We start from the raw sequence: 12,164 nt of genomic DNA, 5'->3' as shown, positions 1-12,164 counted from the left end.
GGCCGCTTTCGAGGCCGTTAAACGCCTGAACGGCTAGTCAGTATTCAGTGACCGACAGCCGCCGCGTCGTCTACGCCGTGATCGCGTGCACCTTTTTCGTCGGCTTCGGCGGCGGCGTCGTCTTTCCGATTCTCCCCAATCTCGGCGCGGTGCTGGGCATCTCGCCGTTTCTCGTCGGCCTGATTCTGAGCGCCAACCGGATCACCCGCCTCGTCGCCAACGCGCCGGCCGGCGCGCTGGTCGACCGCGCCGGGACGCGGACGCCCTTTGTCGTCGGCCTGTTCGTCGAGGGCGTCGCCACGCTGGGCTACGTCGTCGCCGTCACCGCCCCGCTGCCGGAGGTGTGGTTTCTCCTCTCGCGCGTCTGCTGGGGCGTCGGCAGCGCGCTCGTGTTTGCGACCGCCTACACCATCACCGCCGACGTCAGCGACGCCGGCTCGCGGGGGACCAGCATGGGCGTCGTCCGGGCCGGCATCACCTTCGGCTTCCCGGCGGGGCTGGTGCTCGGCGGCGTCGTCAGCGAGGCCGCGAGCGTCGCCGCGGCGTTCGTCCTCGCGGCCGGCTTCGCCCTGTTTGCGAGCGTGCTGGCCTACCGGATCGTCCCCGAGACCCACGTCGACGCCGACGACGCCGGCGACGACTCGATCAAGCCGTGGGAGATCGACCCCAGCATCTCGACGCTGACCGTCGGGCTGGTCAATTTCGGCCTCTTCTTCGCGTACGTGGGCGCGCTGTTCTCGACGCTCGTGCTGTTTCTCGAAGCCCGCTCGTTCGGCCTGTTCGGCTTCGACGCGCAGGGAACCTCCGGCGCGCTGATGGCCGTGACGGTGCTCTCGGGATCGGTGGCGATGCTCGCGGGCGGCACGCTCAGCGACCGCCACGGCTATCGCGTCCCGATCGTGCTGGGGTCGCTCGCGGTCTCCGGCGTCGGCTTCCTCCTGTTGCCCACGCCCGGCGGCGTCGGCGGCCTCGTCGCTGCGTGCGTACTCATCGGCGCCGGACAGGGCGGCACGACGGGGCCGATGATGGCCCTGATCGCCGACCTGACGCCCGACGAGCGCATGGGCCGGGCGATGGGGACGAACAACGTGCTCGGCGATGTCGGCGGCGCGCTCGGCCCGCTCGTCTCGCTCCCGCTGGTCGAAACCGTCGGATTCGCGCCGGTGTACGTGGCCTGCGCACTGATCCCGGTCGTCGCCGGCGTCGTGCTCGTCGTCGGCGTCCGCGCCGAAACGGGTGCGATCAACCCCTCGCTGGACTCGCGGGCCGGCGACTGATTCGGCAAACTTCAGCGCGATCAGTCGTTCCGATCGTTGTTCGAGTCGCCACCGTTCGGAGGGCAAATCTTCTTGTATGTATTCCTATTAGGAATCGTATGCCCAATGGGAAGGGAAAAACCACGGTCGCGCTGGAGTATCCGTTTCCGGACGACCGGATCTTCCGCTACCAAGCGATGCAAGATTCGCTCTCGCGGCTGATCGAAGAGCCGTATCAGGAGTTTACTATCAGCCAACTCGCGGAGATGGTCGACGCGAATCAGGCGACGGTTTCGAAGGCCGTGAAGCTACTTCGAGAACTGGGGACGGTTCGTACCCGGCGAGAGGGTCGCAAACGGTACGTGAGCATCAACCGGGACCGCCTCACGAAGCCGGATCCCGTACTTTCGATCCCGCAACCGGAGTTTCAGCGGCCGGTGCGTGCCTTCGTCGACCGAGCCGAAGACGAACTCGGCGCGCTGGTCGGGATCGTTCTTTTCGGCAGCGTCGCCCGCGGTGAGGCAGATCGGGCGAGCGATGTCGACGTCCTCGTGATAGTCGGCGAGAATAAGACGCAAGCACGCCGTACCGTCCAATCCATCGTCAGCGACCTCGAACAGACAAAGTTCGACGGCAATCGCTACACGTTCGAGGCGCTCGTCGAGTCGACCGGCAGTGTGGACCGGATCGGTGAGCGGCTCCGCCAGCAGTTCGACGAGGGAATTACGCTCGTCAGTACGGACCGGCTATCAGAGATTCGTTCGGAGGTGTACGCAAATGGAGAATGACGCGGTCGCCGAGGCCCTAGGTGCCGCCGAGCGTAGCTTCGAGCGAGCGCCGGAGAATGTCGAAGAGGGTCTCGATGTCGAGGACGCCGAACTCGTGCAGCTCCGTCGGGCGTGCCGGCTCCTCGACGCTGCGTCCTATCTTCTCGATCGAGGCTACTACACGGTCGTCATCGAATCCTCGTTCGTCGCTATCGAGCGGACGATCCAGTTCCGGCTCATCCACGACGGCGCGATGTCGGGGTCGGAGGTCATCAGCAGCCATCGTCGGCTCTATCAGCGCGGGGCGGAGGTCGGGCTCTACGACGACGCCTTCGCCGACGAACTCGCCGAGCTGTGGAACCAGAACCGGACGAAGACGTACTATCGACTCGGCATTGCGACAGAAGCGCAAGCAGAAGCGATGCAGAATTTCGCGCGCGAGCTTCATCGGCATCTCGTCGAGGAGAGTCGAGTCCCCTACGAGTGCATCTGCTAGCTGGTCGCTATCTGTCCGGAGAGCACGGCTTCGCGTACTGTGTTTCGGATAGCACACCGGGACACATATACGATTTCGGCCGCAGGCTCCGAGTATGACTAACGACACAGCCGGGACGGGCTGGTTCGAATCCGTCCCGCCTGACGACGTGGATGCGGCCGCCGACCGAATCCGCACGGGTAGTGCGGACGCGCCGGCCGACTGGCCCGCACAGGCCGTCGAGGACGGTGCGGTCGACGACGAAGACGCCTACTACGACGCGCTCCGGGCGGCGACTCGATCGGCCGCGAGAGCCGAGGTGTCGGCCAGCGAACGAGCCGGCGACAAACAACTCGTCCACGCGGTTCGGTCGATGGACGACTGTGAGCGCACTGCGAACGAGCTCGCCGAGCGCGTCGCCGAGTGGGCTGGGAGCCGCGACGACGACGCCGGAACCGGGATCGAGTACGCGCGGCGTCTCGCCGGGATCGACGCCGACGATCCGACCGAACGCCGCCTCGTCTCGCTGGCCGAGCGCGTCGCCGACCTCGCCGACGAGCGCGACGCACTCCGGGGGTTCGTCGAACGACAGGCCGCCGAGGTCGCGCCGAATCTCTCGGCGCTCGCGGGGCCGGTGCTGGCCGCGCGCCTGATCGCGCTGGCCGGCGATCTCGAATCGCTCGCCAAGCAACCAAGCGGCACCGTGCAGGTGCTCGGCGCCGAGGACGCGCTGTTCGCACATCTCCGGGGACGAGGCCCTTCGCCCAAGCACGGCGTCATCTTCACCCACGAGTACGTCCGTGGGACCGACCCCGACGAGCGCGGATCGGCCGCCAGAGCGCTGGCTGGCAAGCTCACGATCGCAGCGCGCGTCGACCACTACTCCGGCGACCGCAAACCCGAACTCGACGCCGAGTTGGACGAGCGCATCGAGCGCATCCGATCGCGGGGTGAGGACGAATGAGCCTGCCCGACGGCGTCGAGCGCCGAGCGTTCGACGGCGAGGAGCGACTGGCGACTCGCGGGACGCCGGTGTACGGCGAGCCGACGGACGGCCAGTGGCGCCTCTGGGACGCCCGCCGGTCGAAGCTCGGCGCGATGCTGGAGCTGGGGATGGACACCGGCCTGAGCGCGGAGGATCGCGTGCTGTATCTCGGCGCCGCAAGCGGGACAACCGTCAGCCACGTCGCCGACTTCGCGGGCCCGACCTACGCCGTCGAGTTCGCCACCCGACCGGTCCGGGACCTGCTCGACGCCGCTGAGGATCGAGCACGGCTGTTCCCCCTGGTCAAAGACGCCCGCAAGCCAGAGACGTACGCCCACGTCGTCGAGAGCGATCTCGACGCCGTCGTACAGGACGTTGCCACCAGCGGGCAAGCGCGCGTGTCGACGCTCAACAAGCAGTTTCTGGCCGAGGACGGGCGGCTGGTCGCGGCGTTCAAAGCCCGCAGCGAGGACGTGACGGCCGACCCCGACGAGGTGTTCGACGACGTGCTCGCGGAGCTCCGCGAGGACTTCGAGATTCTCGACACCGAGCGACTCGAACCGTTCCACGACGACCACCTCGGCGTCGTGGCGACGCCGAAGTAGCGCCGCCGATCAGCTGTCAGGCTCCGGGGGTGCGTCCCGCCCGATACGAATCTCGTGGGCTTCGACGGCCTCGAACGAGGCGACCTGCCCGCCAATATCGATCCGCCGGTCGCCGGTGTCGATCGTCAGGCCGGCGACTTCCTCGTTGGTCTCGAAGGAAATATCGACGATCTTGCCCTTCACGAGGCGAGCCTCGCCGGATGCGACATCGCGACCCTCGATCGTCGCGTACAACTCGCCGGTCACGTCGAGCAGGTCTTTGACACAGCGACGGATCGAGGCGTAGCGCCGCGGGAATCGCCGATCGGCGCCGTCTTCGGCGAGTGTCTCCATCGCTGTCGTCCACAGCACCGTCCCGTAAAACCCCGAGATGAGAAAGCCAAGCGCCGAGCGGTTGAAGATCACGCCGTAGCGGTCGCGGTCGTTGTCCCGGATCGCGTCTTGGGTCGCGTAGATCGAATACTCGCCGTCGGCGACCGCGATGACCGGCGTCGTGATGCCACGGCGGGTCCGTGCCGCCGTGCAGACGTTCAGATAGTCGTACTCCTCGGGACTGGGCGCGTTGCGGGCGGGCGTCAGCAGGAGGTCGATACTGACGCCGTCGGCGCGCTGTGCAGCAAGTTCGTCCTCGTAGCGCTCCAGCAGTTCCGGCGTCAGCGACAGCGCGAGCTCGTACTCGGCGGCCTCGATCACCTCCTCGACGTAGCGCAGAATCGTCGACCGGGACTTGACGAGCGAGACGGCTTCGGTGTCCCGCGCCGGCGCGGTGTAGCGCGCTTCGAGCTCGTCGATCATATCGGTGAGCGACGACTGCACGTCCGAGAACGCGTCGTCGGGGTCGACGGCGATGACCTTCATCGGCCGGGACTCTCGAAGCTCGACGAGGCCGCGGTCGCTAAGGCTTCGAACTGTGTCGTACACGCGCGGCTGGGGGATATCGGTTCGGTCGGCGATCTCGCTCGCCGTCAGCGTTCCGTGTTCCATCACTGCGAGATAGGCGTCGATCTCGTACTCCCCGAGGTTGAAGCGTTCGCCGACGCGCTCCATCGTCACGCGCAGGTCGTCGGAGCTCATACTCTAGGTCCCGTGCTCGCCCGGTAAATTATTTATCGACTTCCGAATAGCACTCGATTCCGAAATCGAAGTAGCGACCGAGGCGGCGATTTACGTGTCGCCCTCGACCGGTGTGGCGGGCAGTCGAACGACGACGGTCGTCCCGTCATCGACGTCAATCTGGATCGACCCACCGGCCTGCGAGACGATCCAGCCGGTGAGCCAGAGTCCGAGCCCGCTCGTGTGGTGGAGCGGGTCGATCTCACGCTCGCCCGATAGCACTGCCCGCTCGTCGGGCGGGACTCCCGGCCCGTCGTCGGCGACGCGCAGTTCGATCGATCCCGTCCCCGTTTCGGCGGCGCCCGCTGACTCGCCCGCGAGCGTCTGCCCGGGGCACACTGCGGCATCGTCACTGCCGCCGTCCGGCCGTGGGCTCGTCGCACCGTGCCAGCGTTGGTCTGCGTCGAGGTGCTCGTAGACATCGGCATCGATACGTTCGACGGTCACGCACACGCTCGGAGACGGCCCGGCGTGATCGACGGTGTTCGACAGCAACTCGTCGAGCACTGTCGAGAATTCAGTGCCGATAGCGGCACACGCGCGCTGTGGCGTCTCGACCTCGACGGTCGCTTCCGGGTTGTCATCGCGGAACGCCGCCACGCGGTCGGCGACGACGGCGGTGATGTCGACCGGGGTGCCGACCCGGTGACGGTCGTCGGCGATCAGCGCCTCGGTCTTTCTGGCGCGCGCGCTGAGGTCGAGCAGTTCGTCGGCGGCTGAACGGATCTCCTCGGCGTGCTCGCGGGTGCGCTCGTCCGTCTCTGACCCGTCGTCCGCTCCCGCAGCGATCAGCCCCGACCGCCCGACGATGACGTTCAGCGAGTTCCGGAGGTTGTGTCGCAACAGCCGATTGAGAACGAGCAGCATCTGCTCGCGGCGGGCCAGCGACTCCGTCAGTCGGTTGATCCCTCGACCGATCTCGGACCACTCCGTGCTGCCAGACAGGTCGACCCGACTGTCGTACTCGCGGGCCTCGATGCGGCGGAACTGGTCGCGAAGTCGCTCGGCTTGCCGGATGTCCAACCGGTAGATCCAGAGTCCGAACAGCGCGACCGCCGCCAGCATGACGATGCCGGTGACCGCTTGCGCGACGCCGAGGCGTCGGATCTGTCCGGTGACGGCCGACTGGCGGCGCTCGACGGTGACGGTCCAGCCCGTGGCGTCGACGGCCGCGCTCCCCCGGATGTTCGATTCGACGCCGTCGGAGCCGGCGTACAGCGGCTCCCCACCGGCCGTGATCTCGACCGACGTGTCGGCGCCGCGCTGCTGGTCGATGATCTGAAACAGCGCGCTGTCAGCGAGATAGAACGCGCCGTTGAGCGCCCCGACGATGTCGCCGTCCGAGCGGATCGGCGCGCTCACGACGACGATGCGGTTGCCGGTACGGGCCCGAAACGGCTCACTGATGGACACTTCGCCCGCCAGCGCGCGCTGGACGTACTGCCGGTCGCCGTAGTTCTGCCCGACGGCGTCTTGCTCGCTGGATCCGTTCGCGGTCGCCAGCGCAACCATGGTCCCGTTCGCAGCGACGACCGAGACGCCGTCGAACTCGGTCTCCTCTCTGATGCTGACGAGCCGCTCGTGCTGAGCGCTGCTTCCGTGGTCGATCACGGCTGGATGCTCGGCTGCGACCGAGATCGTTCGCTGTTTGTCACTGAGCTGTTGGTCGATCGTCGACGCCGTGAGTTCGGCCCGCTCGACGGCGTCCGCCTGCGCCGATTCGACGGCGGCGTCCCGCTGCGAGTCGAAGGTGATGACGAGCACTCCGGCGATGGTGACCGCCACGAGAACGAGCGCCAGTAGGAACTTGCGCCGGAGTTGCATCGGTAACGTGGCCAGTCGTGGCTCGACGGGTATATAGCTTCGCGTCAGGGGACGGGGCGACCGCGGCCTGATCGCCGAACGACCGCTCGATTCGGCTTGTTTCGCCGATCGTGGCTGCGTAACGCTAAAGAGTCGAACACGCCTTTGTTCAGATAACAATGATCATCGGATTCGTATCGTCGAGGTGGTGCTGTGGGGGTTGAAATCAAGGAATCGCGCGTCTCAGCCGAGGAATTTGCTGAAATGTCCGAGTTCGTCTTCGAGTATCTCGCCGCGAGCGTCGAGAACGAAGACGAGGGCGGCCGGATGCGCTGGTACCCATGGCACTCCGCGGAGTACCGACACAACCACATCCTCAACGTGGTCGAGCTATCCGAGGAGATCGCGCGTAAGGAAGGCGCCGACGTAGACGTGACGCGGGTCGCCGCGCTGTTTCACGATATCGCCAAACTCGACGCCGAACAGGACGTTCACGCCGAGGAGGGCGCGCGCGTCGCCCGACAGTATCTCGAAACTCACGGCGACTTTCCCGAGTCGTTCGTCGATCAGGTCTGTCGGTCCGTCCGCGACCACTCCTATCAGGGCGATCTGAACGATCTGGCGCTGGAGACGCGCTGCCTGATCGAGGCCGACCTACTCGATAAGGTCGGCGCCAACGGGACGGCGCTGATGCTGTTGCGCATGGGCTACGAAGCCCGCACCCACATGGACGCCGGGGAGATGGTCGAGCGGGTGCTCGAACGCGGCCGGGACGCCGCCGACCGGGTCGAAACCGACGCGGCCGAAAGCATCGCTCACAGGCGTCTCAAGCGCGTTCGCTGGTTCCAAGACTGGCTCGGCGACGAGGTCGCGGCGATCGACCTCGACGACTGATCGCGGCGCCGTCGCTGTTTTTGGCACTGGCGTCCCGGCCAGCGGCGTCTTTCTGCCCCCGAACGCTCCCGTACCGACGCCGTCGATTGGTCCGTGTTGACCATACACAAACATTGATACGAACTCGGACCGAACTACCGCGGGTAGCGATGGATACCAGTACCCTCTCCGACGACGCCATCGCGTACGACGACGCCGCTGGCGTCTACTCGGTCCCGCTGGAAGCCTGCCCCGCTGAGTCCCCCTCGCTCGCTGTCGTCGAGTTCGTTGCCGCGCTCGAAGAGATGGACTCTGAGACGCTCGTGCCGCTGTACGAAAGCGTCGACCCCGAAGCGCTCGATGATATCCACGAGTCACTGGACGGTGTGGGGAGCTTCGTCTTTCCGTACGCGGGCTACAAGATCACGCTCACCGAGGCCGACGTTCGTGCGCGGCCGCTCTAGCCGTGACCGGTCCGATTGATTGCTTAGATGCCCTGTCCCATCAGGTGGCTCCGGAGCACGTCGTCGGACTTCGAGCCCGCACCGGTGTTGAGCACGACGACCGAATCGGTCTCGTCGAAGACGCCCTCGCGCGATAGCTCCCACGCCCCGGCGACTGCCGCGGCCGCGCTGGCGCCGACTTCGATTCCCTCGTTCGCAGCGACTGCGATCGCGCTGTCGAGGATGGCGGGGTCCTCGACCGCGACGGCGCCGCCGTCGGTTTCTGCGACGGCGTCGAGCACGAGCGAGCCGGCCGGCGGGTCGGGAACCTCGATGCCGCCACAGATCGTGTCGGGGTACTCGACCGGCTCGGGCTCGTCGCGGCCGTCCTCCCACGCGTCGACGATCGGCGCACAGCCGGCTGCCTGCGCGACGTAGATCGCCGGTGCGTCCTCGATCAGGCCGAGCCGTTCGAGTTCGGTCGCCGCCTTGTGGACGCCGACTGCGACGACGCCGGACCCCGTCGGCACGACGACGGCGTCGGGCACGTCCCACGCCAGTTGCTCGACGATCTCGAACAGCGCGGTCTTGACGCCCTCGCGGCGGTAGGGCGTCTCGAACCAGCCGAGATCGTGCCAGCCTTCGGCTTCGATCTCCTCGCCGGCGGCGTCGAGCGCGTCGCCGATCCGCCCGCCGACGACGGTCATGTCGCCGTCGTGGACGTTGACCATCGCCTTGTTGGTAAACGGCGACCGCGAGGGGAGAAACGCGTGGGCGTCGAGACCGGCCCGCGCGGCGTAGGCGGCCGCCGACTGCCCGCCGTCGCCGGTCGACGCCAAGGCGACATCGCCGGCGCCGTGTTCTCGTGCCGCAGTCACCGCGACCGAGAGGCCACGGTCGGCGGTCGAGCCGGTCGGGTTGCGGCCGTCGTCTTTGAGATACAGTTCGCCGACACCGAGTTCGCCGGCGAGCGACGGCCCTTCGACCAGCGGCGTCCCGCCTTCGTCGAGGCTCGCTGCCGTGTCAGGATCGAACGGCAACAGCTCGCGGTAGCGCCACTGACTGTCGAACGGGCGCGCGTCGAGCGTCTCCCTGTCGAGGTCGATCTGCTCGTAGTCGTACGCCGGGTCGAGCGCACCGCCACACTCGGGACAACGTTGGTCAGCGTCGGCCGGGTCGACGCGGTCGCCACACTCGTAACACTCCAGTCCGACGAGGGCGTCGCTCGTTTGCATAGGTCTGTCTTTCGAGGCCGGGCCCTAATCCCTGTCTATCCCCGACTGCACGCGACGGGGACGGACCCTCGGATGCGCGCTCCCGTCGGCTTCCAGAACGTCAAAACGGCGTTCGTACCGGGCTACGAGGCGATCAGTTCACAGTGATCAGCCCGCCGCTCTCGACCTGCACGTGGTACGACTCGTACTCGAAGGCGACCGAGCGATAGCTGTTACGGGGGCTACCGTCGGCTCGACTGCCGAGCAGCGACTCTAGGGCGTCGGGATCGATCGTAGCGTACAGCGGGGACAGTTCGGTCGTATCGGCGTCGGCGCGGTCACACACTGCGGTGACGATCGCCTCGGTGAGCGACTCGTCTGCCGACTGTCGGTAACACAGCGGTGTCCGTTCGGTCGATGCTTCGAGGACGGTTGTGTTAGGTTCAGTCACCATTGTACCACTCTGTGCGCATCTGTGGGCACTCCCACTTTCAGCGCACTCTGTGGTACTCGCGGTTTCTCCAAAGGACGTGTGTGGTACTGCTACCACAGTTAAGTCGGGTCAGGTATCGTGGACGATCGTGTTCGAGAGCAGGTTACGCTGACCGCGGCGAAGCCGCGTCGAGAGCGCGTTCGTCGATATGTCGAGGCGCTCTGCGACCTCGCCCAACGTCTCCTCGCGCGGGACGCCGAAGTAGCCCGCGTCGTACGCCGCCGTCAGGGCCTCGTGTTGGTCGTCGGTGACGCCGTACTCGGCGGTCTCCTGTGGATTCTCGGGGCGATAGACGCGTTCGAGTTCGAAGTCGAGATCGTTGTCGATGCAGTAGGCGTGAAACTCCGTCAGGGCGTCGCGGTCGGGAAACAGCATCTTCAGCTCCCACCGGTGGTCGTCCCCGCTGACGGCTTCGAGAATCGTCGCCTTGGCGTCCGTGATCGCGCTCAGGAGGTTCGGGACGGCGCCGTTCCAGCTCACCCGGTAGAACCGCTCGTCGTTCTCTTGTTCTTCGAGGATCACCATGTTCGAGATCGTCTCGTCGTCCCGCAGGGCACGATCGAACGCCTCGACAGAATCGCCGTAGGCCCAGAAGTACGGCGTCACGTCCTCGGGGCCGGCGACGACGCGCTTGATCTCGATGCGCATGTCAGGGGCGCTCGTCAGCGCGTCTTCGAGGACGAACTCTTCGGCGGGAACGGTGATCTCACACAGCACGCTCATACTTGAGGGTACGACGACCTGACAAAAGAATCTGACACGGGCACCCGAGTCACAACGACCGCCACCGACACGGGTGGAGTTTTGACCGGGGAGTTCCAACGAACCGGTATGTCAACTGATACGCGCGTGATCGTGGCCGGCGCGGGGCTGGCCGGTCTGGTCGCCGCACGCCACCTCGCGGACGCCGGTGTCGACGTGGAGGTCGTCGAGCGCCGGGACACCGTCGGCGGACGCGTCCGCACGGTCCACGACGATGGCTTCGTGATGGACAAGGGCTTTCAGGTGCTGTTCACCGCCTACCCCGCCGCGAAGCGGGAACTCGACTACGACGCGCTCGATCTGCGTCGGTTCACGCCGGGCGCCTGCATCGCCCGCGAGGGCGAGCGTTCGATCCTCTCGGATCCGTTTCGGGATCGCTCTGCGCTGTTCGCGTCAGCGCTCAACACCGAGGTCTCGATGGGCGACAAGCTCCGGACGCTGAAGCTCCGCCGCGATCTGGCCGACAAGACCGAGACGGCGATCTTCAGCGGTCGGGATCGGCCGATCAGCGAGTATCTCCGCGACCGGGGCTTTTCCGATCGGTTCATCGAGAACTTCGCCGCGCCGTTTTACGGCGGCATCACGCTCGATCGCTCGCTGTCGAGTTCGCGGAAGGTGTTCGAGTACACGTTCAAGATGCTCACCGAGGGCCAGATCGCTGTCCCGGCCGAGGGTATGGGTGCAATCCCCGAGCAACTCGCCGAGCGGGCCCGCGAGGCCGGCGTGACGATCACGACCGGGGAGACGGTCGAGGCGGTCGACGCCGACGACGAGCGCGCGACCGTCGAGGTCGGCGCCGAAACGCGGACCGCTGACGCCGTCGTCGTGGCGACCGACCCGCCGACGGCCCGCGATCTGACCGGCGTCGACGCCGTGCCGACCGACGGCGCGGGCTGTGTCACGCAGTACTACTCGATGCCTCGCTCGGAGTCGCTCGACGCCGGCAAGCGCATCATCCTCAACGCGGGCCGCGAGGACCCCAACCACGTCGTCGTCAACTCCGAGATCGCCCCCGAACACGCGCCCGAGGACCGCCACCTCGTCAGCGCGACGTTCCTCGGCGACCGGGACGAACAGCCCGCGCGACTCGACGACATGACCCGGCGCGCGCTGTCGTCGTGGTATCCCGAGCGCTCGTTTGCGGACTTCGAGTTGCTCCACACCGAGCGCATTCCGTTCGCGCAGTTCCGACAGCCGCCGGGGCGTCTCGACGAACTGCCCGGCGTCGACGACCCCGACGGCCGGTGTTACCTCGCCGGCGACTACACCCGCTGGTCGTCGATTCAGGGCGCCTTAGAGAGCGGCCGGGACGCCGCTCAGACCGCGCTATCAGATCTCTGAAGTGGCGATTCCCTCTCGTCTACTGGGACAGACC

Annotated in this window: 13 protein-coding genes; 8 read left to right on the top strand and 5 right to left on the bottom strand. The window is 66.7% G+C overall.

Annotated features, from left to right (window positions below; genetic code table 11):
• Positions 1-47: 47 nt before the first annotated feature.
• The 5 genes from CRO01_RS03080 (at position 48) to CRO01_RS03060 (ending at position 4,088) form a co-directional block, all read left to right on the top strand.
• Complete coding sequence (locus tag CRO01_RS03080; RefSeq protein WP_097007639.1) at positions 48-1,277, top strand: MFS transporter; 1,230 nt, start codon at positions 48-50, stop codon at positions 1,275-1,277.
• Between the two features lie 98 nt (positions 1,278-1,375).
• On the top strand, positions 1,376-2,044 hold the full coding sequence (locus CRO01_RS03075) for a nucleotidyltransferase domain-containing protein (RefSeq protein WP_245838492.1): 669 nt from the start codon (positions 1,376-1,378) through the stop codon (positions 2,042-2,044).
• Positions 2,034-2,519, top strand: a complete 486-nt coding sequence (locus CRO01_RS03070; RefSeq protein ID WP_097007638.1) for a hypothetical protein — start codon at positions 2,034-2,036, stop codon at positions 2,517-2,519. Before CRO01_RS03075 ends, CRO01_RS03070 begins: the two co-directional genes overlap by 11 nt.
• Positions 2,520-2,613: 94 nt before the next feature.
• Positions 2,614-3,462 (top strand): NOP5/NOP56 family protein, encoded by an 849-nt coding sequence (locus tag CRO01_RS03065; RefSeq protein ID WP_097007637.1) that lies wholly within the window; start codon positions 2,614-2,616, stop codon positions 3,460-3,462.
• A complete protein-coding gene (locus CRO01_RS03060; protein WP_097007636.1) occupies positions 3,459-4,088 on the top strand; it encodes a fibrillarin-like rRNA/tRNA 2'-O-methyltransferase in 630 nt (209 codons plus the stop codon). The genes CRO01_RS03065 and CRO01_RS03060 overlap by 4 nt, the downstream gene beginning before the upstream one ends.
• Before the next feature lie 9 nt (positions 4,089-4,097).
• Here the strand turns inward: CRO01_RS03060 and trmB are convergent, their stop codons facing one another.
• Both trmB and CRO01_RS03050 read right to left on the bottom strand, forming a co-directional pair.
• Positions 4,098-5,162: an HTH-type sugar sensing transcriptional regulator TrmB gene (gene trmB, locus CRO01_RS03055; protein ID WP_097007635.1), complete on the bottom strand. Its 1,065-nt coding sequence runs from the start codon at positions 5,160-5,162 to the stop codon at positions 4,098-4,100.
• Between the two features lie 90 nt (positions 5,163-5,252).
• Positions 5,253-7,025 carry a cache domain-containing sensor histidine kinase gene (locus CRO01_RS03050; protein WP_097007634.1) on the bottom strand — a complete coding sequence of 591 codons (1,773 nt, stop codon included), beginning with the start codon at positions 7,023-7,025 and terminating at the stop codon, positions 5,253-5,255.
• Between the two features lie 192 nt (positions 7,026-7,217).
• Between CRO01_RS03050 and CRO01_RS03045 the strand changes: the two genes are divergently transcribed.
• Together CRO01_RS03045 and CRO01_RS03040 are read left to right on the top strand one after the other, a co-directional pair.
• Entirely contained in the window at positions 7,218-7,898 is a 681-nt protein-coding gene (locus tag CRO01_RS03045; protein ID WP_097007633.1) for an HD domain-containing protein, read from the top strand.
• A gap of 149 nt (positions 7,899-8,047) precedes the next feature.
• Entirely contained in the window at positions 8,048-8,341 is a 294-nt protein-coding gene (locus CRO01_RS03040; RefSeq protein WP_097007632.1) for a HalOD1 output domain-containing protein, read from the top strand.
• A gap of 23 nt (positions 8,342-8,364) precedes the next feature.
• Here CRO01_RS03040 and CRO01_RS03035 read toward each other — a convergent pair whose 3' ends face one another.
• From CRO01_RS03035 to CRO01_RS03025, 3 genes are all read right to left on the bottom strand, one after another.
• The gene (locus CRO01_RS03035; RefSeq protein WP_097007631.1) at positions 8,365-9,555 is read right to left on the bottom strand and encodes a threonine synthase; all 1,191 of its coding nucleotides are present in this window, start codon (positions 9,553-9,555) and stop codon (positions 8,365-8,367) included.
• Between the two features lie 133 nt (positions 9,556-9,688).
• Complete coding sequence (locus tag CRO01_RS03030) at positions 9,689-9,988, bottom strand: HalOD1 output domain-containing protein (protein WP_097007630.1); 300 nt, start codon at positions 9,986-9,988, stop codon at positions 9,689-9,691.
• Between the two features lie 108 nt (positions 9,989-10,096).
• The gene (locus CRO01_RS03025) at positions 10,097-10,750 is read right to left on the bottom strand and encodes a helix-turn-helix domain-containing protein (protein ID WP_097007629.1); all 654 of its coding nucleotides are present in this window, start codon (positions 10,748-10,750) and stop codon (positions 10,097-10,099) included.
• Between the two features lie 108 nt (positions 10,751-10,858).
• Between CRO01_RS03025 and CRO01_RS03020 the strand changes: the two genes are divergently transcribed.
• Positions 10,859-12,130, top strand: coding sequence for an NAD(P)/FAD-dependent oxidoreductase (locus tag CRO01_RS03020; RefSeq protein WP_097007628.1), 1,272 nt, complete (start codon positions 10,859-10,861; stop codon positions 12,128-12,130).
• Positions 12,131-12,164: the final 34 nt, after the last annotated feature.

The sequence above is a fragment of the Natronoarchaeum philippinense genome (assembly GCF_900215575.1).
In the GTDB taxonomy this organism is placed as follows: domain Archaea; phylum Halobacteriota; class Halobacteria; order Halobacteriales; family Natronoarchaeaceae; genus Natronoarchaeum; species Natronoarchaeum philippinense.
Note: the sequence above shows the minus strand (reverse complement) of the source record. Positions and strands in the feature narration are given on the sequence as shown.

Coding starts and splice junctions, on each gene's coding strand:
- CRO01_RS03065 (WP_097007637.1), top strand. CDS start 2,614: ATGACTAACGACACAGCCGGGACGGGCTGGTTCGAATCCGTCCCGCCT.
- CRO01_RS03050 (WP_097007634.1), bottom strand. CDS start 7,025: ATGCAACTCCGGCGCAAGTTCCTACTGGCGCTCGTTCTCGTGGCGGTC.
- CRO01_RS03075 (WP_245838492.1), top strand. CDS start 1,376: ATGCCCAATGGGAAGGGAAAAACCACGGTCGCGCTGGAGTATCCGTTT.
- CRO01_RS03070 (WP_097007638.1), top strand. CDS start 2,034: ATGGAGAATGACGCGGTCGCCGAGGCCCTAGGTGCCGCCGAGCGTAGC.
- CRO01_RS03040 (WP_097007632.1), top strand. CDS start 8,048: ATGGATACCAGTACCCTCTCCGACGACGCCATCGCGTACGACGACGCC.
- CRO01_RS03035 (WP_097007631.1), bottom strand. CDS start 9,555: ATGCAAACGAGCGACGCCCTCGTCGGACTGGAGTGTTACGAGTGTGGC.
- CRO01_RS03025 (WP_097007629.1), bottom strand. CDS start 10,750: ATGAGCGTGCTGTGTGAGATCACCGTTCCCGCCGAAGAGTTCGTCCTC.
- CRO01_RS03030 (WP_097007630.1), bottom strand. CDS start 9,988: ATGGTGACTGAACCTAACACAACCGTCCTCGAAGCATCGACCGAACGG.
- CRO01_RS03060 (WP_097007636.1), top strand. CDS start 3,459: ATGAGCCTGCCCGACGGCGTCGAGCGCCGAGCGTTCGACGGCGAGGAG.
- CRO01_RS03020 (WP_097007628.1), top strand. CDS start 10,859: ATGTCAACTGATACGCGCGTGATCGTGGCCGGCGCGGGGCTGGCCGGT.
- trmB (WP_097007635.1), bottom strand. CDS start 5,162: ATGAGCTCCGACGACCTGCGCGTGACGATGGAGCGCGTCGGCGAACGC.